The sequence below is a fragment of the Hydrogenophaga soli genome (assembly GCF_054777695.1).
Genome location: NZ_BAAHAK010000004.1, coordinates 76,363 through 96,894 on the forward strand (window position 1 = coordinate 76,363; position 20,532 = coordinate 96,894).

The window sequence follows — 20,532 nt, forward strand, 5'->3', positions numbered from 1 at the left end:
CCATGCTGCTGCTCCCTCCCCTGAACCCACCGCTGACCGACTGGACAGGCCGCCGCGTCTGGCTGGTGGGGGCCTCCAGCGGCATTGGCCGCGCGACCGCGGCGGCCCTGCACGCCCGCGGGGCACAGGTGTGGGTGTCGGCTCGCAACGCGCAGGCCTTGGACGACTTTGTGCGCCAGCACCCCGGCAGCCACGCCCTGGCGCTGGACGTGACCGACGCCGCCGCGGTGGCCCAGGCCGCACAGCAGGTGCTGGCCCACGGCCCGGTGGACCTGGTGTGCGTGTGCGCCGGGCACTACCGCCCCATGCGGGCCGACACGCTGGACTTGGCCGACGCCGTGCGCCACCAGCAGGTGAACGTGACCGGGGCCTGGCATGTGCTGGCCGCCGTGCTGCCCGCGCTGCAGAAGCAGGGGCAGGGCCACATCAGCCTGGTGGGCAGCGTGGCGGGCTTTCGGGGCCTGCCCAAAAGCCTGGCCTACGGCCCCACCAAGGCCGCGCTGCAACACCTGGCCGAGGTGCTCTACCTGGACCTGCACCCGCAGGGGCTGGGCGTGAGCGTGGTGACGCCCGGCTTTGTGGCCACCCCCCTCACCGCACAGAACGACTTCGCCATGCCCGCCCTAATGACGCCCGAAGCCGCCGCCACAGCGCTTCTGGCGGGCTGGGCGCGGGGCGAATTCCTCATCCACTTTCCCAAACGCTTCACCCGCGTGCTGCAGGGGCTGCGCCTGCTGCCCTACCGGCTGTACTTTCCCCTGGTGCGGCGGCTCACCGGGCTGTGAAGACCACACCATGACCCACGCTGCGCCCTCCCTCGCGCCTTCCCTCGATGCGCTCGTCCACTGGTTTGAGCACCTCACCCCCCAGACGCTGGCCGAGCTGGAGCGGCACTACGCCGCCAACGCCCGCTTCAAGGACCCCTTCAACGACGTGCAAGGCCCCGCGGCCATTCGCGCGGTGTTCGAACACATGTTTGCCAGCCTGCACGAGCCTCGTTTTGCGGTGACCGGACGGGTGCAACAGGGACACCAGGCCTTTTTGACCTGGGACTTTGTGTTCCGCTTTCGCCGCTTCGACACCACCACCGTGCAGACCATCAGCGGTGCCACCCACCTGGTGCTGGACGACGCCGGGCGTGTCACCCTGCACCGCGACCACTGGGACGCCGCCCAAGAGCTGTACGAAAAGCTGCCCGTGGTGGGCGGGCTGATGCGCTGGCTCAAACGCCGCGTCAATGGTTGAACAAAACAAGCCCTTTGGGCTCCAATCCCAGCCATGCACCCACCGCCCATCCGCATCAAGCGCACCTGTGGCCTCGTGTACACGGCATTCACCCTGGCCGTGCTGGCCACGGGGTGCAGCAGCACCAACCCGCATTTCGACCCGGCCAAACCCCACCACCGGCCTGACGGTTTTGCCAACCGCTTTGCGTCCGATGGTCCCCCGGCCCAAGGTGGGTTCTGGCGCTGGCAGTGGCAACGGCTGTGGGCCACCGAAACCCTCGACCAGCCCGACCGCATCACACCCGCCACCCCGCCGTTGGCCTACCTGAATGCCAACCGGCAGGACATCACCGCCACCTGGATCGGTCACTCCACCGTGCTGTGGCAGGTGCAGGGCCTCAACATCCTGACCGACCCGCACTTTGGCCCACGGGCCTCCCCCGTCAGCTTCGCCGGACCCCGACGGCTGACGCCCTTGCCTGTGACGCTGTCAGAGCTTCCGCGCATCGACGTGGTGCTGATCAGCCACAACCACTACGACCACCTGGACCGCGACACCGTGCTGGCCCTCAATGCCCAGGCCGGTGGGCCACCGCTGTTCGTGGTGCCGCTGGGCGTGGACCTGTGGATGCAGGAGCAGGGCATCACCCGCGTGCAGCCCATGGACTGGGGCGACCGCCACGCCCTCCCGCGCCCAACCCCGGCCACCCCAGCCGATGCGGTGACGGTGGAGTTGGTGCCGGTGCAGCACTGGTCCAGCCGCACCCCGTGGGACCGCAACGCCACGCTGTGGGGCGGCTATGTGGTCAGCGCCCACACGGAGGGACAGCCCTACCGCCTGTTCTTCGCGGGCGACACGGGTTACTCGCCCGACTTTGTCGAGTTGGGCCAGCGCTTCGGCGGTTTCGACTTCTCGGCCATTCCGGTGGGTTGCTACGAGCCGCGCTGGTTCATGCAAAGGCAGCATGTCAACGAAGACGATGCGGTGCGCATCCACTTGGACGTGAAGAGCAAGTTCTCCATGGGCATCCACTGGGGAGCCTTCCGCATGTGCGACGAGCCCGTGCACGCCCCGCTGGACGGGCTGCCCCAGGCCCGCACCCGGCACGGCGTGGCCGACGACGCGTTCGTGCTGTTCCAACCGGGCGAGACCCGTGTGCTGAAAAAGGCCGAGCCATGAAGCCCCTCACCGCGCCCTGCGCGACCCGACGCACCGCGACCCGGTGGATGGCTCTGGCCGCGCTGGTGGCCTGCGGCACGGCGATGGCCGAACCCTCGACCGCCGAGCGCGCCCGCATCGAGAAACTGCTGGACGCCTTGGCGCAGGACCAAGTCCACCAATTCGAACGCGGCACCAGCCGCTACAGCGGTGCCGAAGCCGCCCGCTTCCTGCGCGCCAAGTGGCAGGCCAAGGGTGCCGACATCACCTCAGCCGAGCAGTTTGTCGACCAGATCGCCACCCGCTCCTCCACCACCGGCCAGCCCTACCGCGTGTGCACCGCCCCTGACCGTTGCGTGCCCGCCGCAGAGCACTTGCGCGGGGTGATGCGGGGGTGGTGAACAGGACACCGAACCGACCGGGTTCACGACTTGATGTAGTCCTCCAGCTGCCGGATGGTCTGCTCGTCTTCTTCGAGGATGTCGTCCATCAAGTCGCGGATGGAGACCATGCCCAGCACCTGGGCACCGTCCACCACGGGCAGGTGGCGGATCTTGCGCTCGTGCATCAGCGCCATGCAGGCACGGGTGTGGGTTTGGGGGCTGACGGTGACCACATCGCGGGTCATGATGCTGGCCACGGTTTCTTCGCGGGAGTTCTTGCCCTGCAGGGCAATCTTGCGGGTGTAGTCGCGCTCGGACACGATGCCCACCAGTTGCTCGCCCGACATCACCAGCAGCGCCCCCACCTCGTGCTGGGCCAGGATTTCCAGCGCGTGGTACACGGAATCGGTGGGGCTGACCTGCCAGAGTTGCCCCTGACGTTGTTTGAGCACGGACGAAATGGGTTTCATGCGGGGCTCCTCCTGACTGGGTGGGCAAAACAACAGATGCAACCTGAGGCTGCACGCCCAGCGTAACCAGTCGCCGGGCCGCCCCACACAGGGTGAACCCTAGCGCCCTGCGAGCAACCCGGCCCCGTCAGATGCGGGCGATCTTCAGTTCGGGGTTGTTGATGGTGCCCATGGCGTCGATGTCCAGCTTGTCCAGCAGCGGGTAGAGCTCGTTGTTCTCGGCGGTGAACCGGCGTTCCAGCCACTTGAACATGCCATCCACCTCTTTCAGGAACTGGGTGGCGTTGGAGCGGATTTCGTTGGCGTTGGGCCAGCGCTTGTTGAACTCGGCCAGGCGGGGCAGGGTCTGCTTCATCTCCAGCCCGAAGCGGGCCACCGTGGCCTTGGTGGCCGGGTTGTCCACCGCCTCCAGTTCGGGGTACAGGTCCTTGGATTCGGCCTGGAGGTGTCGGCCCAGTTCACCGAACAGCAGCGTCAGGCCCTGGCGGACCTCGGTGGCATGCTGCGCCAGCAAAAAGGGGTTGAGGTTTTTTTTGACTTCGGCCATGCATTTGCGCAGGGAGTCATGCTGTTGACGCAGCGGAGCAGACTTGAGTGCCATGTGACGAAAAGATGAAATGCCCGGGGGCATTGTGACCGCTGCCCCCGCCCACGGCAAGACGTGCGGGTCCGATCCGGGTCACAGCCGTGCGGCCAGCTCCGCCGCCTGGGCGATGGCGCGCTTGGCATCCAGCTCGCCCGCCTCCTGGGCGCCGCCGATCAGGTGCAGGTTCTGGCCCAGCACCCGGCCTTGCGCGGCCAGTTCGTCGGCCAGGGTGCGCAAGGGCACCTGCCCGGCGCACAGCACCACGGTGTCGCACTCAATCCAAGTGGGGTCTTCGCGTTGGGGGCCGTGGCTGACCAGCAGGCCCTGGTCGCCCACGCGTTCGTAGTTGACGCCGCCGCGCATCTGCACGCCCTTGTTCTTGAGCGCGGCGCGGTGGATCCAACCGGTGGTCTTGCCCAGGCCCGCGCCGGGCTTGCCTGCCTTGCGTTGCAGCAGTGTCACCTGCCGGGTGGGGGGCACCACCTTCAGCGGGGCGGGGCTGAGGCCACCAGGGGCCAGGGCGGGGTCGGTCACGCCCCACTCGGCCTGCCAGGCGGCCAGGTCGGTGGTGGTGCTGTGCACATGGCCTTGCGCGTCGGTGTTGACCAGGTATTCGGCCACGTCAAACCCAATGCCCCCGGCCCCGACGATGACCACGCGCGGGCCCACCGGCCGGTGGTCGCGCAGCACGTCCAGGTAACCCAGCACCTTGGGGTGGTCCTGCCCCGGAATCTGCGGGTCGCGCGGGGTGATGCCGGTGGCCACCACCACCTGGTCGAAAGCGCTCAGGTCGGTGGCCTGCACCCGCTGGCCCAGGCGCAGGTCCACGCCCGTGGTGTCCAGCCTGCGGCGGAAGTAGCGCAGCATTTCGGCAAACTCTTCCTTGCCGGGCACCTGCTTGGCCAGGTTGAGCTGCCCGCCCACCTCGGCGCTGGCGTCGAACAGGGTGACGCGGTGGCCGCGCCCGGCCAGCTCGATGGCCGCGGTCAGCCCTGCAGGCCCGGCCCCCACCACCGCCACCGACAGGGCTTTGGGGGTGGGGCGGAACACCAGCTCGGTTTCGCGGCAGGCACGGGGGTTGACCAGGCAGCTGGAAGTCTTGTTCTGGAACACATGGTCCAGGCAGGCCTGGTTGCAGGCGATGCAGGTGTTGATGAGGTCGGCCTGCCCCGCGGCGGCCTTGTTCACAAACTGCGCATCGGCCAGCAACGGGCGGGCGAGCGACACCATGTCGGCCATGCCCTGGGCCAGGATGTCTTCGGCCACCTCGGGGGTGTTGATGCGGTTGCTGGTGACCAGCGGCGTGGTGATGCCCGCCGCGGCGAACTCGGCTTTCATCTTGGCCGTGACCCAGGCAAAGGCCGCCCGCGGCACGCTGGTGGCGATGGTGGGAACCCGAGCCTCGTGCCAGCCAATGCCGGTGTTGATGATGCTGGCCCCGCCACTGGCGATGGCCTTGCCCAGTTGCACCACCTCGTCCCAGGTGGAACCGTTGGGCACCAGGTCGATCATGGACAGGCGGTAGATCAGCGTGAAATCGGCCCCCACCGCCTCGCGGGTGCGGGCCACGATCTCCAGCGGCAGCTGCATGCGCTGGGTGTAGTCGCCGCCCCAGCGGTCGGTGCGCTTGTTGGTGTGCCGCGCCAGGAACTGGTTGATGAAGTAGCCCTCCGAGCCCATGATTTCCACCCCGTCGTAACCCGCCTCGCGGGCCTTGACGGCGCAGTTGACGAAGGCGCGGATCTGCCGCTCCACGCCACGGGCCGACAGCTCGAACGGCGTGAACGGCGAAATGGGCGATTTCAGCCGCGTGGGCGCCACCGCAAACGGGTGGTAGGCGTAGCGGCCGGTGTGCAGGATTTGCAGCGCAATCTGCCCACCCGCCTGGTGCACCGCGTCGGTCACCACCCGGTGGCGTTTGGCCGCGCCGCTGGTGGACAACATGCCCGCAAACGGCTTGGCCCACCCGGCCACGTTGGGCGCAAAGCCGCCGGTGACGATCAGGCCCACGCCGCCCTCGGCCCGCTCGCGAAAGTAGGCGGCCAGCCGGGACAGGTCGCGCCCGTCTTCCAGCCCGGTGTGCATGGAGCCCATGAGCACGCGGTTTTTCAGGGTGGTGTGGCCCAGGTTCAGCGGGCTGAGGAGGTGGGGGTAGGGCGAAGGGGTCGGCATGATCGGCGCAGCCTACGGGCCTTGCCACGTCCTGCGTAGAGGGCACCCCCTAGCCATCCCGGACAATAGACACCCATGAGACACCTCCCCCCCCGTGAAGCCTGGGCCCTCGTGCAGGCGCAACCTGACGCGCTGTTCGTCGATGTGCGCATGGAGATCGAGTCGCTCTACGTCGGGCGGCCGCCGGGGGTGGAGAACATCCCCTGGTACGAGTACCCCGACCTCACCCCCGACCCCACCCGCTTTGCCGCGGCGGTCGAACGCGAAGCCGGACGCAAAGACCGCACCGTGGTGCTGATCTGCCGCAGCGGCAAACGCACGCTGGAGGCCGCCAAGGCACTGGAAGCCGCGGGCTTCACCGACGTGGTGAACGTGCTGCACGGCTTTGAAGGCGAGCTGGACGACGCCTTCCATCGCTCCACCGTCAGCGGCTGGCGGCACGACGGCCTGCCGTGGGAGCAGATGTAGGCTTCAAGCTTTTTTGGCCTCTACCGCTTTTTCTGATTGAACAGTTTGCTGCAATTTTTGATACACCATGACGACTGAAGCCCCCTCCACCCCGGCCTTGGCGGTGCTTCAGGAGGTGTTTGGCTACAACGCCTTTCGCGGGCCGCAGGCCGACATCGTGGCCCATGTGCTGCAGGGCTTCGACGCGCTGGTGCTCATGCCCACCGGCGGCGGCAAAAGCCTGTGTTACCAGGTGCCCGCCATCGTGCGCCACCGCCAGGGGCTGGGTGTTGCGGTGGTGGTGTCGCCGCTGATCGCCCTGATGCACGACCAGGTGGGTGCGCTGCACGAGGCCGGGGTGGAGGCTGCCTTCCTCAACTCCAGCCTCAGCAGCGAAGAAGCCAACGCCGTGGAACGGCGGCTGCTGCGCGGCGAGCTGGTGCTGCTGTACGCCGCGCCCGAACGCATGATGACGCCGCGCTTTCTGGCGCTGCTGGACTCGCTGCACGCGCAAGGCCGTCTGAGCCTGTTCGCCATTGACGAAGCCCACTGCGTGAGCCAGTGGGGCCACGACTTCCGCCCCGAATACCGCGGGCTGGACGTGCTGCACAGCCGCTACCCCGGCGTGCCCCGCATGGCCCTGACGGCCACCGCCGACGACCTGACCCGGGCCGACATGGTCGAGCACCTGCAACTGCACGGGGCAGGGCAGTTTGTCAGCAGCTTCGACCGGCCCAACATCCGCTACACCATCGTCGAAAAGACCGAGCCCACCCGCCAGCTGCTGCACTTCATCCGCCAGCACCACGAAGGGGAGGCCGGCATCGTCTACTGCCAAAGCCGCCGCCGCGTGGAAGAGGTGGCCGAGCTGCTGGCCCGCGAGGGCCTGGCCGCGCTGCCCTACCACGCCGGGTTGGACGCCCGCACCCGCCAGCAGCACCAGGACCGGTTTCTGCGCGAGGACGGCATCGTGATGGTGGCCACCATCGCCTTCGGCATGGGCATCGACAAGCCCGACGTGCGTTTTGTGGCCCACCTGGACATGCCCAAGAACATCGAGGGCTACTACCAGGAAACTGGCCGCGCCGGGCGCGACGGCGACGCCGCCAACGCCTGGATGGCCTACGGCCTGCAAGACGTGGTGAACCAGCGCCGCATGATCGACGAAAGCCCCGCGGGCGACGACTTCAAGCGCGTGCTGCGCGGCAAGCTCGACGCCCTGCTGGCCCTGGCCGAAGCCACCGATTGCCGCCGGGTGCGGCTGCTGGGGTATTTCGGCGAGGCCTCTCAACCTTGCGGCAATTGCGACAACTGCCTGCAGCCGCCCGACACCATCGACGCCACCGAGCCCGCCCGCAAGCTGCTGAGCTGCATCTACCGCGTGCAGCAGGCCAGCGGGCTGGCCTTTGGGGCCGGGCACCTGATGGACATCCTGCGCGGCAAGGCCACCGACAAGGTCAAGCAGCACGGACACGACCGCTTGAGCACCTTCGGCATCGGGGCCGATTGGTCCGAAACCCAATGGCGCAGCCTGTTGCGCCAGCTCATCGCCCGCGAGGTGGTGGCGGTGGCGTCCGACGGCTTCAACACCCTCAGCCTGACGGATGCCGCCCGCCCGCTGCTGCGGGGCGAGGTGCGGGTGATGCTGCGCAGCCCGCGCACCGACCTGCCGCGTGACACCTCACGCCGCCGGGGCAGCCGTGACACGTCCGCAGCGGACCGCAAGGCGTCCAGCTTGGCCGCTGCCGCGCACCTGTCGGCGGTGCAGCAACAGGCCCTCGACACCCTGAAAGCCTGGCGCCGCGCCGTGGCCAAGGAGCACAACCTGCCCGCGTTCGTGATCTTCCCCGACAGCACCCTGCTCGCCCTGGCCGAGCGCATGCCGCAAACCCTGGCCGACCTGCAAGGCGTGCCCGGCGTGGGGCAGAAGAAGCGCGAGGCCTATGGCCCCCAGGTGCTGGAGGCGTTGGAAGCGCTGCACGCGGCGGGCTGACCCGGATCAGGGTTCAGGGACCCGAGACAGGACGGACCCCGGCCCGGTCCGGCGCAACTGGCGCAGCATTTCCGCCACCAACTGTCTGCGGTCCACCGGCTTGGTGATGTAGCCGTCCATGCCACCGGCCACACAGCGCTCGCGGTAGCCCTCCATGGCATGGGCCGTCATGGCGATGATGGGCACGCGGCCCCCCACCGCCAGCTCGTGCGCCCGGATGCGGCGGGTGGCCTCGAACCCGTCCAGCTCCGGCATCTGGATGTCCATGAACACCAGGTCGTACCGCTCCCGCACGCAGGCCTGCACCGCCAGGGCACCGTTGGCCACCACCGTGACCTGCTGGCCCAGGTGCTCCAGCACCTTGCGCGCCACCACCTGATTGACGGGGTGGTCTTCCGCCACCAAGACCTTCAGACCTTGCGGCAGTTCGGTGGGCAAGGCCCCTGCGTCGGCATCGGGCGGGTCGGACTCGGGCAGGGGCAGGTCGAACCAGAAGGTGGAGCCGCGCTCGGGCTGGCTGTGGGCATGCAGCTCGCCCCCCATCAGCTGCACCAGGCGTTGGCTGATGGTCAGGCCCAGCCCCGTGCCGCCAAAGCGGCGGGAGATGGAGGTGTCGGCCTGCGAAAACGCGTTGAACACGGAGGCCAACTGCTCAGGCGTCATGCCAATGCCGGTGTCTGTCACCGAAAAGCGCAACACCGCCGCCCCCTGCGGCGACGGGTCCACGGCCGTCACCGTGAGGAGGACCGAACCCACCTCGGTGAACTTGAGGGCGTTGCCCACCAGGTTGACCAGCACTTGGCGCAGGCGGGCGGGGTCGCCCACACGCCATTCGTGCAAGGCGTCACCCACCCCGCGCCCCAAGCGACTCTCCAACGTCAGCCCCGTGTGGTTCGCCCGGTGCTGCAGCGGGGCCAGGGCATGGCGGACGACCTGTGGCAGGTTGAACACGATGTGCTCGATGTCCAGGCGGTTGGCCTCGATCTTGGAGAAGTCCAGCACGTCGTTGATGACCGTGAGCAGGGCCCGGGCCGAGGACTGCACCATCTCCAGGTAGCCGCGCTGTTCGGCGTTGAGGTCGGTGGCCAGGCACAACTCGCTCAGGCCCAGGATGCCATTCATGGGCGTGCGGATTTCGTGGCTCATGTTCGCCAGGAAGTCGCCTTTGGACCGGTTGGCGGCTTCTGCGGCTTCGCGCGCCTGGGCCATGGCCAGTTCCCACGCCTTGCGGGCAGAAATGTCCAGACTCACGCCCGTGGCACGCAACGGTTCGCCGTCGGGCGAGGTTTCGACCACCCGGCCCTTGAACTCGATCCACTTGTACTGCCCGTCCTTGCACCGGACGCGCACGTCGTCGCGGTACACGTCGGTTTCTCGGCGTTCAAAATAAGCGCCCATGCGCTCACCGAAGCGCTTGCCGTCCTCCGGGTGCAGCAAGCCCACCAGGGTTTGTGAATGGGGTGGCAACTCGTCGGCGGTGTACCCCAGGATGGCCGCCCATTCGTGGCTGAAGTAGACGTGGTCGGATTGCAGGTTCCAATCCCACAGGCCCACGTTGGAGCCCTGAATCGCCAGCGCCAACCGTTCCTCACTGATGCGCAAGGCTTGACGTGCCGTGTCCATGCGCTGGACCAACTGCCCCACTTGCGTGGCCACCGTTTCCAGATCGGCACGGGTGTTGCCCGTTGGCTCTGTCTCCCTTGCAGGTCCTGCGGACACCGCCGCCAGCGTCTGGCGCAAAGTGGCCAACGTGCGCTGCACCTGCTGGCTTTCGGCCCACAGGCGCTGGTTGGCCTGGGTCAGTTCCTGCGCATTCAAGTCCAGGCTGCGCTGGGCCAACGACAGGTCTCGCTCGTGCTGGACGTAGGTGTCGTTGACCTGGCTCAACAGCATCGGCAGTCCGGCCACCAGGCCCTGCACGTCGGCGTCCAGATCCGTCCGCTGGGCCAGTCGTTCCAGCGCGGCCATCCAGGCCTCCGCGTCCGATGCACCCGCGCACCGGATCAGCTGACGCTGAAAGACTCGGGACAGGGTCATGTCACCCACCCGCGGTCACGACTGGACTTCACTGACCAAGGTGATGGTCATGGTCTGGTTGTGCAGCCTGCATTCGGAACCAGGGGCATGGGGACTGATTTCGCCATTGGAATAGAAGCCCGCCAAGGTGGTCCGTGGTCCGGCCACCCGCGCCACGGCTTCCACCTCTTCATCCACCCGAGGGCCCATCACCAGCTTGCGCCCGATGCAACTCACCAGCACCGCCAAGGTGTCGCCCGTCACCTGCGCGGCCGGGGGGCTGGCCGATTGGCTGGCCACCCGCGCAGCGCGCTCGGCGGCGTCCACCAGCACATCCACCGATGCATGCATCAACTGCAGGTGGCCGCCTTGGGGCACGTCACCCGCCAGGATGAGGCTGCCCGCGGCCTCGTCCACCCCGAGGATGGTGCGGGTGATGCCGGGATCGTTCACATCCGCCCCCAGCACCGACCACGGGAACAGCAGCCCGGACGCCGGCAGCTGCGCGGCGTAGTCCCCCAGGTACCGCTTGTAGATGTCCAAGGCGGGTTCGCCATCCAGTGCGTAGAGCACATTGCCCTCGGCATGGGTCACGTTGCGGATGGGACCAAAACGCTGCCACCCCCCAAACGACCCATGGGTGATGTGCCAGTTCGGGCCGCGAAACCCAATGGCCACAAGGCCCGTGTCCGACACCCCTTCAGGGCCCAGCACCCGCGCCCCGGTGAAGCGACCGCCATCCCCCGCCAGCCCGCCTGTCAGCACCACCTGAGGGCCCAGGGTGCGCTTCAAACCTTCCACCAGGGCGCTGCCATTGATGTGGGCACCCTGTCCCAGGACCAGGGCATGTTTCAGTTCAGGGTGGGCCAGGGCGCTGCCCAGGCGTTCACCCGCGGCGAATGAGTCGGCCATGTCCTTCAGCGGCACACTGGCCACCTGGAAGTCGGGTCGATCGAAGTGCAGCGCCGTCAGCACCATCGAGTGGTCGGCCACACCCTGACTGGAGATTTCCCCGGCGGTGGAGCACCCCACCCATTGCGCACCGGGAACCCCGTCGTGCAGCAAGGCGACGTCCAGGGCCATCATGGCCTCCAGACTCGCAAACACCAGCACCAGGTGGGGCTTGGCGGCGGCCAGAAACGCGAGGTCGGCGGGGGTGACGGTCTCGGCGTTGACCACACGCTGGAGGATGTGCATGTTCTCAATCTCCTGAACGGCTCTGGCATCAAGACGGCAATGCCCATGGCGGCACCACGCTGGCATGTCCGCGCCTCAGCATACCGCACGCATTTCGGGTCCAGGTATCACCTCAGGCGGGAGAACCCCCAGGAGACAAACCGGGGTCACCCAACCTAGAATTGACATTCATCAAGGACAATTCGCACCCACACTGACAGGAGCACCCATGGCCCATCCCACCCATTCCGCCGATTCCCACAACCAAGACGTGGTGGAAGCGATCGTTCCCAGCATGCCCCTGGTGTTGCCCGTGGCGGGCGGGGTTTTGATATTCCTGCTGGCCTTCATTGCGGTGTTCATGGCCTGAGTCGGCCACCCTCACGCACCCAAAGCCGGGCCCCGCCCGGTTTTTTTGTGCCCTGATGCCCGCGACCACCCGGGCAATGGCATGAAGTTATGCGTTTATTGCATGTAACTGGCGCGTAACTGACGCGCACTTTTTTTAAAATCCTCCACCTTGGCCGACACCCGGTGTCAGCCAGCGGGCCATCCGCCCGTTGACTGGCCTCACCTGCACGCAGTCCACCGCTTGCGCAGCTTCCGAACGCCGACCGAGACGCTGATTCCCGATGTCTTGCTGGCAAAGGGGATGTTGAAAACCGTCTCGCATGCTCTGCATCCCCGCCGATCTGCGGAAAAACCCGTCCAGGACGAGGTGCGTGACGTTTTTCGACATCCCGCTTTTCACTTTTGGAGTTGTCCGATGAACGCACCCGTGATGCAGGGCCTGGCCCTCAACACCCCTTCCTACGTCAAAAACGCCAAGTTGATCGCCTGGGTGGCCGACATGGTGGCCCTGTGCAAACCCGCTGCGGTGCACTGGTGCGACGGTTCCCAGGCCGAATACGACCGCCTGTGTGAACAAATGGTGGCCTCGGGCACGCTGAAAAAGCTCAACCCGGCCAAGCGCCCCAATTCCTTCCTGGCCTGCTCCGACCCGTCCGACGTGGCCCGCGTGGAAGACCGCACCTATATCTGCTCGGAACAGAAGGAAAACGCCGGCCCCACCAACAACTGGATGGCCCCCGCGGAAATGCGTGCCACGCTGCAACCGCTGTTTGACGGTTGCATGGCCGGCCGCACGATGTACGTGATCCCGTTCAGCATGGGCCCGCTGGGTTCGCCCATTGCCCACATCGGCATCGAGCTGTCCGACAGCCCCTATGTGGCCACGAACATGAAGATCATGACCCGCATGGGCAAGGCCGTGTTCGACGTGCTGGGCGCTGAAGGCGAGTTCGTGCCCTGCGTGCACACCGTGGGCGCCCCGCTGGCAGCCGGTCAACAAGACACCGCATGGCCTTGCAACCCCAAGGTCAAGTACATCGTCCATTACCCCGAGACCCGCGAAATCTGGTCCTACGGCTCCGGATACGGCGGCAACGCGCTGCTGGGCAAGAAGTGTTTCGCCCTGCGCATCGCGTCCAACATGGGCCGCGACCAGGGCTGGCTGGCCGAGCACATGCTCATCCTGGGCGTGACCAGCCCCGAGGGCAAGAAGTACCACGTGGCCGCCGCCTTCCCCAGCGCCTGTGGCAAGACCAACTTCTCCATGCTGGTGCCGCCTGCTGCGTTCAACGGCTGGAAGGTCACCACCATCGGTGACGACATCGCCTGGATCAAGCCCCGCAAGGACGCCCAGGGCAACACCCGCCTGTACGCCATCAACCCCGAAGCCGGTTACTTCGGCGTGGCCCCTGGCACCAACACGCTGACCAACCCCAACTGCATGGCCAGCCTGGACAAGGACGTGATCTTCACCAACGTGGCCCTGACCGACGACGGCGACGTGTGGTGGGAAGGCATGGAAAAGGACAGCGGCAACACCCCGGCCCACCTGATCGACTGGCAGGGCAAGGACTGGACGCCCGAACTGGCCAAGGAAACCGGTGCCAAGGCCGCCCACCCCAACGCCCGCTTCACCGTGGCCAGCACCAACAACCCGGCCCTGGACCCCGCCTGGGACGACCCCGCGGGCGTGCCCATCGACGCGTTCATCTTTGGTGGTCGCCGCTCCACCACCGTGCCGCTGGTGACCGAAGCCCGCAGCTGGACCGAAGGCGTGTACATGGCCGCCACCATGGGTTCTGAAACCACGGCCGCGGCCTTTGGCGCCCAAGGCGTGGTGCGCCGCGACCCCTTCGCCATGCTGCCGTTCACCGGCTACAACATGAGCGACTACTTCCAGCACTGGCTGAACATGGGCGCCAAGCTGCAGGCCGATGGCGCCAAGCTGCCCGCCATCTACTGCGTCAACTGGTTCCGCAAGGGTGACGACGGCAAGTTCGTGTGGCCTGGCTACGGCGAAAACATGCGCGTGCTCAAGTGGATGATCGACCGCCTGGAAGGCCAGACCCAAGGCAGCGAAAACATCTTTGGCGTGAGCCCCACCTACGCCGAAATCAACTGGACCGGGCTGGATTTCAGCGCCGCCCAATTCAACAGCGTGACCAGCATCGACAAGGCCGCCTGGCAACAGGAACTGGGCCTGCACACCGAGCTGTTCACGCAGCTGGCCTATCACTTGCCGAAAGAGCTCGAGGAGACCAAGGCGCAGCTGCAACAGCGGCTGAACGCCTGAGACACAGGATCGGGGCATGTGCCCTGTGGGAGTGCAGGTCTGACAACCCGGGCCTGCAGTCGCGCCGTCTGACCGGTCACCCACCGGGCCGGACGGCTTTTCAAGGAAAGCCACCCACGCGGTGGCTTTTTTTGTGGATGCGGCCATCGGCTTACACTTGACCCATACCCTCTTTGCGGAGACGCCCCATGAAAGTTCTGCTTGCTGTCGACGGCAGCAAATTCACCAAAAAGATGCTGGCCTACCTGACCACGCACCCTGAACTGTTTGGGACTGGCAGCCAATTCACGGCCTTCACCGCGATTGCCGCCTTGCCCCCCCGTGCACGTGCCGCAGTGGGTGCCGATCTGGTCAAGGAGTACTACGCAGAAGAGGCCACCAAGGTCAGCGCACCGGTTCAAAAGTTCCTGGCCCGTCATGGCATTGAGCCCAAGATCGAATACAAGGTGGGCCATGCGGGCGAGCTGATCGCCAAGGTGGCCAGAGAGGGCGACTACGACCTGGTGATGATGGGTTCCCACGGGCACAGCGCCCTGGGCAACCTGGTGATGGGATCGGTGGCCACGCAGGTGCTGGCCCACTGCTCCGTGCCCGTGCTGATGGTTCGCTGAACCCCGCTCCGTTCCGCACCCATGCTGAAGAAAATCCAGGTCGAAGACGTCCGTTTGGGCATGCACGTCAAGGAGTTCTGTGGCTCCTGGATGGACCACCCTTTCTGGCGCGGGCAGTTTGTGGTCACCGACCCCAAGGACCTGGACAAGATCCGCAGCAGCAAGGTGCGCGAGGTGATGATCGACACCGACCGGGGCCTGGACGTGGCCGTGCCCGGCGCCCCGGAGTCCACCCCGCCCGCCCCCGAGCCGCAACCGCAGGATGAGGCCATCACCGCGGAAGCCATGGAGCAGGCGGTCAAGTACGACCGTCCCGCCCATGTGACCGTGACCAAGGTGTCATCCGACCAGGAATTTGCCCGGGCCGCCGCCATCTGCAAGCAGGCCACCGGAGCGGTGTCTTCCATGTTCCAGGAAGCGCGCATGGGCCGTGCCGTGGACTCTGCGGTGGCCAAGGCCGTGGTGGAGGACATCACCGACTCGGTCACGCGAAACGGCGGGGCGCTGATCAGCCTGGCCCGACTCAAGACCGCCGACGACTACACCTACATGCACTCGGTGGCCGTGTGCGCCCTGATGGTGGCCCTGGCCCGCCAACTGGGCTTGAGCGACGAAGAGACCAAGGCCGCGGGCATGGGCGGGCTGATGCATGACATCGGCAAGATGGCGGTGCCCCCCGAGGTGCTGAACAAACCCGGCAAGCTGACGGATGAGGAATTTGCCCTCATCAAGCGCCACCCCGAAGAAGGTGTGCGCCTGTTGCGCGAAGGCGGTGTGACGGATGCGGCGGCCATCGACGTGTGCCTGAACCACCACGAAAAAACCAACGGCACCGGCTACCCCAAGGGCCTGAGCGATGCCCAGATCAGTCGGCTGGCCAAGATGGGCGCGGTGTGTGACGTGTACGACGCCATCACCTCCAACCGCCCCTACAAAGCGGGTTGGGACCCGGCCCAGTCGCTCAAACAAATGGCCTCGTGGGCCAATGGCCATTTCGACGCTCGCATTTTCCAGGCCTTTGTCAGCAGCCTGGGCATCTACCCCACGGGCTCGCTGGTGCTGCTGGACAACAACCGGCTGGCCGTGGTCACCGACCAGTCCACCGAGTCGCTGCTCAAGCCCACGGTGAAAGCGTTTTTCTCGACGCGTTCGGCCCAGCGCATCGTGCCCGAGGTCATCAACCTCGCCGCCCCCACCTGCAAGGTCAAGATCCTGGGCCGGGAAGACCCCGACAAGTGGAAGTTCCCCGACCTGGATGAGCTGTGGTCGGGCATCGCACAAGCCAAGAAATAAGCCTCACACGGCCTCCACCCCCGCCTGGCCATGGCGCACCCGGTAGGTGGCCTGAACCCCCAACGTGGCCCCTGGCTGCGCCGGAAACGGCGTGGACAAAAAGGCACCGGTGATGGCGTTGGGCGTCACGTCCACCCGCACGTAACCGCGTTCGTCGCTGCGGGCGTGGGCAATGTCGGGGTTGCTGGCGCGAATGCGCTCCAGCGCCCCCGGGCTCATGCCCCTTGACGTGATGGAGGTGGTGACGAACTCCGCAGCCACCACGGGTGAGCTGTCGTCGTTGGGGCGCACCCGCAGGTTGGCGGCCACGTGCTGGTGCACATCGCCTCCCAGGGTGAGCACGTTGCGCGGCCCCGTTTCGGCCACCGCGCTCAGCAGGCGGGCCCGGGCAGCGGCGTAACCGTCCCAGCCGTCGGTGTAGATGCTGCGGCCCACCGGGGTGTCGATGCCGGTGGAGCTGATCTGCGTGCTTTGCGCCAGCAGGCGCCAGGTGCGTCGGGACTGCGCCAGGCCATCGCGAATCCAGGCTTCCTGCGCCGCCCCCAGCATGCTTTGGTGTGCATCGGCTGCGGTTTCGCAATTGACGACCACACGACCGCCGCCTTTGAGCGGGTCGCGGCAGGGCTGCGGGGTGCGGTACTGACGGCAGTCCAGGGTCCACAAGTCGGCTAGACGGCCCCAGGTGCGGTGGCGGTGGATGCGCGGGTGCGCTCCACCCGGCCCGCCGGGCCACACGGGCATGTGTTCGAAATACGCCTGGTAGGCCGCCGCACGGCGCAACAAGAACTGCTGCGGGTCGGTGTAGGCGGGGTCCTGGTCGTTGGCGTAGTCGTTGACCACCTCGTGGTCGTCCCAGGTGCACACCCAGGGGTGGGCGGCGTGGCAGGCGCGCAGGTCGGCATCCAGTTTGTACAAGGCGTGGCGCTCGCGGTATTCAGGCAAGGTCCTGGGCACCTTGCCGGTGTGGGGGCGAATCAGGTACTTGGGGTTGGAGCCTTCATAGATGTAGTCGCCCACAAACAGCACCAGGTCCAGGTCGCGGCGGGCCATGTCGGCGTGGGCCGCATAGTGGCCTTGCTCGTAGTGCTGGCACGAGGCCAGCGCCAGCCGCAGCTGGCGAATGTCGGCATCCGGTGCGGGGCTGGTGCGGGTGCGGCCCACGGGGCTGACGGCATCGCCACTGCGAAAGCGGTACCAGTAGGGTCGGCCGGGTTGCAGACCCGACACACGGGCGTGCACGCTCCAACCCCGCTCCCGGTCGGTGCGCACTTCACCCTGCTGAACGCGTTGCCTCAACGCCTCATCACTGTAAATTTCATAGCTGACCACGCTTGCATTGAAAGCGCTATAGCCTGATTTTTCTTCAAAGTTTGCGGTCTGCTCGGCATCGGTCGCGGACTGGCCGGGCACCGGCATGCCCGGGTACAGGCGGGTCCACAGCAGCACGCTGTCGGGCTCGGGCTCGCCGCTGGCCACGCCCAGCGCAAAGGGATCGGCCCGCCAACGGGGGTGGGCCAAGGCGGCCTGCACGGGGCGCTGCCAGGCGGCCAGGGCCATGCCCTGGGCCAGGGCGGTGAACGATGCGGATGAACCGAGGGTGCGGAGGAATTGACGTCGCTGCATGGCCGCCATTGGACATCAACGCCCCGGCAGGTCCTCCGCGTTTGCGCGGCACAAAGAGGTTGCGCCGGGTGTACCCTGCCAAAAAAACGGCTCGGCGCTCGTTGCAGGGCTCGGCAATGAAGGTTGGGCCAATGCCGCCGCCACGTCGTGCAGGCCCGGTGAGGGGTCCGACCAACCCCAACCGAACCGGCTGCGCAATGACCGACATCGGGCCCAACAACAGCCCGAGGCCGCACGCGTCCACCCGCCATGGCGCTGCACAGCGCCACGGGGTCAGTCGGGGTTTGCCGCGGGGCGCAAACGGGTGGCTGCGGCTTGCCGCAAGGCGGCGGTGAGGGCGTCGAGCACATCGGAACTCAGGTTCCAGCAGTGCCAGTACAGCGGCACTTCCTGGTGGTGGTGGGGCACCACGTTGACCAGTTCACCACCGTCCAGACCGGGTTGCACCAGCATGCGCGGCAACACCGACACGCCCCAACCCGCCATCACGGCGCGCACCTGCGCCTCGGAAGACGGCACAAAGGTGTGTCGCAACACCACACGCTTCAGACCAAAGGCCTTGGCCACAAAGTCGCGTGGCATGTCGTCCTTGCGGTTGAAGGCCACAAACGGCACCGTGGAAAAGCGGTGCGCCGTCAGGCCATCGGGCAAGTGCTGGGCCGCATAGGCGGCGCTGGCCACGGCCACATAGTCCATGCCCCCCAGAGCCTCCATGCGGCAGCCGCGCAACACCTGGTTCAACGAGGTGACACAGCCCAGCACCTGTCCCTCACGCAGCCACTCGTGGGTGAAGTCCTGGTCGTCGGTGATGATCTCGATGGGCAAGCCGTCCACGGCCAACGGGTTCAGCGCCGCCAGGGCCCAGGTGGCGATGCTGTCGGCGTTGATGGCCACCGACACCCGCTCCTCCTCGCGCGTGCCCCGCACCGAGCTGGGGGCCAGCTCGCGCAAGTCACCCTCCAGGTCGGCCCGCAGCAGGCGCAGCATCTTGGTGTGCTTGAGCAGCAACTGTCCTGCCGCCGTGGCCTTGAGCGGGCGGCTGCGCACCACCAGCACCGTGCCCACCTGCGCCTCCAGCGCCCGCAACCGCTGCGACACCGCCGATTGCGTGATGGACAGGCGCTGGGCGGCCCGCTCGAAGCCCCCCTCTTCCAGGATGGCGGCCAAGCATTCCAGCGCGGCGGGGTCGAACGTGCTCATGGCGTCTCCGTGAATTAGCTCTTCTGATGTTTCCGTCGTTACTTTAATCCATCTTCATTTTCTGAGCCTGCTCACCCATACTGCGCCCCTTTCGAACATTCCTCCTCAAAAGGGCACACATGAAAGTCACCGTCCTGGGCGCCGGCATCATCGGCGTGAGCACCGCATGGCACCTGCTGCAACGCGGCCATGAAGTCACGCTGGTGGACCGTCAGGCCGATGCCGCGCTGGAAACCAGCTTCGGCAACGCCGCCCAGATTTCGGTGAGCTACTGCGAACCCTGGGCCAACCGCGAAGCGCCCCTGAAGGCGCTGAAGTGGCTGTTCGACCCCGAAGGCCCGCTGAAATTCCGCCCCCAACTGGACCCCGCCCAGTGGATCTGGGGCATGCAGTTTCTGGGCCAATGCAACGACAAGGCCTTTGAACGCAACGTGGCCCAGCTGGTGGCCTTAGGGCAATACAGCCACGCGGCCCTGAAAGAGATGGTGGCCAGCACCGGCATCGAATACAACCGCCTGACGCGCGGCATTGCCCATTACTACACCAGCGAAAAGTCGTTTGCCGATGCAGGCGGTGCGGCGGAAGTGATGCAGCGCCACGGCGTGCGCCGCCGCGTGGTGGATCGCGATGAGTTGCTGCGCATCGAACCGGCCCTGCAAACATTTGGCGACCGCATCGTGGGCGGCACCTACACCGAAACCGACGAACACGGCGACTGCCGCGTGTTCACCCAGCAACTGCTGCGCCTGTGCGAAGCCAAGGGCATGCAAACGCTGATGGAGCACGACATCGAGCGCATCCAGACCGCCCACGGCAAGGTGGACGGCGTGACCGTGAAGGACCGCCAGTCCGGCGACGTCAAGCGCCTGACCGCCGACGCCTTCGTGGTGGCCTGCGGCTCCTACACCACTGCGCTGATGGCCCAGGCCGGTGTGCGCGTGCCCATCTACCCCGGCAAAGGCTACAGCGCCACGCTGCCCCTGCTCAAGCCCGAACAGGCCCCCAGCGTCAGCCTGCTGGACGACCAGCTCAAGATCGCCATTTCCCGCCTGGGCAACCAGCTGCGCGTGGCCGGCACCATCGAACTGGGCGGCTTTGACCTGCGCCTGGACACCCCGCTGGCCCGCACCCGTGCCGAGATGCTGGTGCGCCGCATCGAACAAGTGTTTCCCGGGGTGGCCGACACCCGCACGCCGGAACAGGGCGGTGACCCACAGTTCTGGTGCGGCCTGCGGCCGGCCACACCGACCAACATCCCGCTGATTGGCCGCACCCCGGTGGCCGGTCTGTGGATCAACGCGGGCCACGGCACCCTGGGCTGGACCCACGGCGCCGGGTCAGGCAAGGCCCTGGCCGAACTGATCAGCGGCGAGCGCCCCGCCATGGCCTTCCGTTTTGCGGGCGAGTCGGCTCCGTCGGCCGCCGTGACGGCAGGACACCCCGTGCTGCAACCGGCCCAGCGCAGCTGAGCCGCAACCCCCGGCGAAACCTGGCCCGGGGGATTCACCGACAATGCAAGGTCAGCCTTCCATT

Annotated in this window: 18 protein-coding genes; 11 read left to right on the plus strand and 7 right to left on the minus strand. The window is 66.9% G+C overall.

Going from position 1 to position 20,532, the window contains the following annotated elements; genetic code table 11:
• Positions 1-2: 2 nt before the first annotated feature.
• Genes ACYVB7_RS08560 through ACYVB7_RS08575 form a run of 4 tightly spaced genes read left to right on the plus strand, consistent with a single transcriptional unit; the run spans position 3 to position 2,786 of the window.
• Positions 3-785 (plus strand): SDR family NAD(P)-dependent oxidoreductase, encoded by a 783-nt coding sequence (locus tag ACYVB7_RS08560; protein ID WP_460506366.1) that lies wholly within the window; start codon positions 3-5, stop codon positions 783-785.
• 10 nt (positions 786-795) lie between these two features.
• The gene (locus ACYVB7_RS08565) at positions 796-1,245 is read left to right on the plus strand and encodes a nuclear transport factor 2 family protein (protein WP_460506368.1); all 450 of its coding nucleotides are present in this window, start codon (positions 796-798) and stop codon (positions 1,243-1,245) included.
• A gap of 33 nt (positions 1,246-1,278) precedes the next feature.
• A complete protein-coding gene (locus ACYVB7_RS08570; RefSeq protein ID WP_460506370.1) occupies positions 1,279-2,406 on the plus strand; it encodes an MBL fold metallo-hydrolase in 1,128 nt (375 codons plus the stop codon).
• Positions 2,403-2,786, plus strand: a complete 384-nt coding sequence (locus ACYVB7_RS08575; RefSeq protein ID WP_460506371.1) for a DUF5329 family protein — start codon at positions 2,403-2,405, stop codon at positions 2,784-2,786. Before ACYVB7_RS08570 ends, ACYVB7_RS08575 begins: the two co-directional genes overlap by 4 nt.
• 23 nt (positions 2,787-2,809) lie before the next feature.
• Here ACYVB7_RS08575 and ACYVB7_RS08580 read toward each other — a convergent pair whose 3' ends face one another.
• The 3 genes from ACYVB7_RS08580 to ACYVB7_RS08590 all read right to left on the minus strand — a co-directional run bounded on the left by ACYVB7_RS08580 (position 2,810) and on the right by ACYVB7_RS08590 (position 5,996).
• Entirely contained in the window at positions 2,810-3,238 is a 429-nt protein-coding gene (locus ACYVB7_RS08580) for a CBS domain-containing protein (RefSeq protein WP_460506373.1), read from the minus strand.
• Positions 3,239-3,365: 127 nt separating this feature from the next.
• Positions 3,366-3,839: a hemerythrin domain-containing protein gene (locus ACYVB7_RS08585; protein WP_460506375.1), complete on the minus strand. Its 474-nt coding sequence runs from the start codon at positions 3,837-3,839 to the stop codon at positions 3,366-3,368.
• A 78-nt stretch (positions 3,840-3,917) separates the two neighbouring features.
• Positions 3,918-5,996: an FAD-dependent oxidoreductase gene (locus tag ACYVB7_RS08590; RefSeq protein WP_460506377.1), complete on the minus strand. Its 2,079-nt coding sequence runs from the start codon at positions 5,994-5,996 to the stop codon at positions 3,918-3,920.
• 75 nt (positions 5,997-6,071) lie between these two features.
• On the opposite strand from ACYVB7_RS08590, the gene ACYVB7_RS08595 reads away from it, so the two are divergent.
• Together ACYVB7_RS08595 and recQ are read left to right on the plus strand one after the other, a co-directional pair.
• Positions 6,072-6,464 carry a rhodanese-like domain-containing protein gene (locus ACYVB7_RS08595; protein WP_460506379.1) on the plus strand — a complete coding sequence of 131 codons (393 nt, stop codon included), beginning with the start codon at positions 6,072-6,074 and terminating at the stop codon, positions 6,462-6,464.
• Between the two features lie 67 nt (positions 6,465-6,531).
• Complete coding sequence (gene recQ / locus ACYVB7_RS08600; RefSeq protein WP_460506381.1) at positions 6,532-8,436, plus strand: RecQ family ATP-dependent DNA helicase; 1,905 nt, start codon at positions 6,532-6,534, stop codon at positions 8,434-8,436.
• A 6-nt stretch (positions 8,437-8,442) separates the two neighbouring features.
• On the opposite strand, the gene ACYVB7_RS08605 is transcribed toward recQ, so the two are convergent.
• Positions 8,443-10,473, minus strand: a complete 2,031-nt coding sequence (locus ACYVB7_RS08605) for a hybrid sensor histidine kinase/response regulator (RefSeq protein WP_460506383.1) — start codon at positions 10,471-10,473, stop codon at positions 8,443-8,445.
• Positions 10,474-10,488: 15 nt separating this feature from the next.
• The gene (locus ACYVB7_RS08610) at positions 10,489-11,649 is read right to left on the minus strand and encodes an FIST signal transduction protein (protein WP_460506386.1); all 1,161 of its coding nucleotides are present in this window, start codon (positions 11,647-11,649) and stop codon (positions 10,489-10,491) included.
• A gap of 208 nt (positions 11,650-11,857) precedes the next feature.
• Between ACYVB7_RS08610 and ACYVB7_RS08615 the strand changes: the two genes are divergently transcribed.
• The 4 genes from ACYVB7_RS08615 (at position 11,858) to ACYVB7_RS08630 (ending at position 16,176) form a co-directional block, all read left to right on the plus strand.
• The gene (locus tag ACYVB7_RS08615) at positions 11,858-11,998 is read left to right on the plus strand and encodes a hypothetical protein (RefSeq protein WP_460506388.1); all 141 of its coding nucleotides are present in this window, start codon (positions 11,858-11,860) and stop codon (positions 11,996-11,998) included.
• 396 nt (positions 11,999-12,394) lie between these two features.
• On the plus strand, positions 12,395-14,272 hold the full coding sequence (locus tag ACYVB7_RS08620; RefSeq protein ID WP_460506390.1) for a phosphoenolpyruvate carboxykinase (GTP): 1,878 nt from the start codon (positions 12,395-12,397) through the stop codon (positions 14,270-14,272).
• 188 nt (positions 14,273-14,460) lie between these two features.
• Positions 14,461-14,883, plus strand: a complete 423-nt coding sequence (locus tag ACYVB7_RS08625; RefSeq protein ID WP_460506392.1) for a universal stress protein — start codon at positions 14,461-14,463, stop codon at positions 14,881-14,883.
• 21 nt (positions 14,884-14,904) lie between these two features.
• Positions 14,905-16,176, plus strand: coding sequence for an HD-GYP domain-containing protein (locus ACYVB7_RS08630; protein ID WP_460506394.1), 1,272 nt, complete (start codon positions 14,905-14,907; stop codon positions 16,174-16,176).
• A gap of 3 nt (positions 16,177-16,179) precedes the next feature.
• Here the strand turns inward: ACYVB7_RS08630 and ACYVB7_RS08635 are convergent, their stop codons facing one another.
• Entirely contained in the window at positions 16,180-17,799 is a 1,620-nt protein-coding gene (locus ACYVB7_RS08635) for an alkaline phosphatase D family protein (RefSeq protein WP_460506397.1), read from the minus strand.
• A gap of 273 nt (positions 17,800-18,072) precedes the next feature.
• On the minus strand, positions 18,073-18,999 hold the full coding sequence (locus tag ACYVB7_RS08640) for a LysR family transcriptional regulator ArgP (RefSeq protein ID WP_460506400.1): 927 nt from the start codon (positions 18,997-18,999) through the stop codon (positions 18,073-18,075).
• 119 nt (positions 19,000-19,118) lie between these two features.
• Here ACYVB7_RS08640 and ACYVB7_RS08645 point away from each other — a divergent pair, with 119 nt between their 5' ends.
• Positions 19,119-20,468 (plus strand): D-amino acid dehydrogenase, encoded by a 1,350-nt coding sequence (locus ACYVB7_RS08645; protein WP_460506402.1) that lies wholly within the window; start codon positions 19,119-19,121, stop codon positions 20,466-20,468.
• Positions 20,469-20,532: the final 64 nt, after the last annotated feature.

What these genes read in the sequence shown, in the direction of transcription:
- ACYVB7_RS08560 (WP_460506366.1), top strand. Translation starts at nt 3, where the DNA reads ATGCTGCTGCTCCCTCCCCTGAACCCACCGCTGACCGACTGGACAGGC.
- ACYVB7_RS08565 (WP_460506368.1), top strand. Translation starts at nt 796, where the DNA reads ATGACCCACGCTGCGCCCTCCCTCGCGCCTTCCCTCGATGCGCTCGTC.
- ACYVB7_RS08570 (WP_460506370.1), top strand. Translation starts at nt 1,279, where the DNA reads ATGCACCCACCGCCCATCCGCATCAAGCGCACCTGTGGCCTCGTGTAC.
- ACYVB7_RS08575 (WP_460506371.1), top strand. Translation starts at nt 2,403, where the DNA reads ATGAAGCCCCTCACCGCGCCCTGCGCGACCCGACGCACCGCGACCCGG.
- ACYVB7_RS08580 (WP_460506373.1), bottom strand. Translation starts at nt 3,238, where the DNA reads ATGAAACCCATTTCGTCCGTGCTCAAACAACGTCAGGGGCAACTCTGG.
- ACYVB7_RS08585 (WP_460506375.1), bottom strand. Translation starts at nt 3,839, where the DNA reads ATGGCACTCAAGTCTGCTCCGCTGCGTCAACAGCATGACTCCCTGCGC.
- ACYVB7_RS08590 (WP_460506377.1), bottom strand. Translation starts at nt 5,996, where the DNA reads ATGCCGACCCCTTCGCCCTACCCCCACCTCCTCAGCCCGCTGAACCTG.
- ACYVB7_RS08595 (WP_460506379.1), top strand. Translation starts at nt 6,072, where the DNA reads ATGAGACACCTCCCCCCCCGTGAAGCCTGGGCCCTCGTGCAGGCGCAA.
- recQ (WP_460506381.1), top strand. Translation starts at nt 6,532, where the DNA reads ATGACGACTGAAGCCCCCTCCACCCCGGCCTTGGCGGTGCTTCAGGAG.
- ACYVB7_RS08605 (WP_460506383.1), bottom strand. Translation starts at nt 10,473, where the DNA reads ATGACCCTGTCCCGAGTCTTTCAGCGTCAGCTGATCCGGTGCGCGGGT.
- ACYVB7_RS08610 (WP_460506386.1), bottom strand. Translation starts at nt 11,649, where the DNA reads ATGCACATCCTCCAGCGTGTGGTCAACGCCGAGACCGTCACCCCCGCC.
- ACYVB7_RS08615 (WP_460506388.1), top strand. Translation starts at nt 11,858, where the DNA reads ATGGCCCATCCCACCCATTCCGCCGATTCCCACAACCAAGACGTGGTG.
- ACYVB7_RS08620 (WP_460506390.1), top strand. Translation starts at nt 12,395, where the DNA reads ATGAACGCACCCGTGATGCAGGGCCTGGCCCTCAACACCCCTTCCTAC.
- ACYVB7_RS08625 (WP_460506392.1), top strand. Translation starts at nt 14,461, where the DNA reads ATGAAAGTTCTGCTTGCTGTCGACGGCAGCAAATTCACCAAAAAGATG.
- ACYVB7_RS08630 (WP_460506394.1), top strand. Translation starts at nt 14,905, where the DNA reads ATGCTGAAGAAAATCCAGGTCGAAGACGTCCGTTTGGGCATGCACGTC.
- ACYVB7_RS08635 (WP_460506397.1), bottom strand. Translation starts at nt 17,799, where the DNA reads ATGCAGCGACGTCAATTCCTCCGCACCCTCGGTTCATCCGCATCGTTC.
- ACYVB7_RS08640 (WP_460506400.1), bottom strand. Translation starts at nt 18,999, where the DNA reads ATGAGCACGTTCGACCCCGCCGCGCTGGAATGCTTGGCCGCCATCCTG.
- ACYVB7_RS08645 (WP_460506402.1), top strand. Translation starts at nt 19,119, where the DNA reads ATGAAAGTCACCGTCCTGGGCGCCGGCATCATCGGCGTGAGCACCGCA.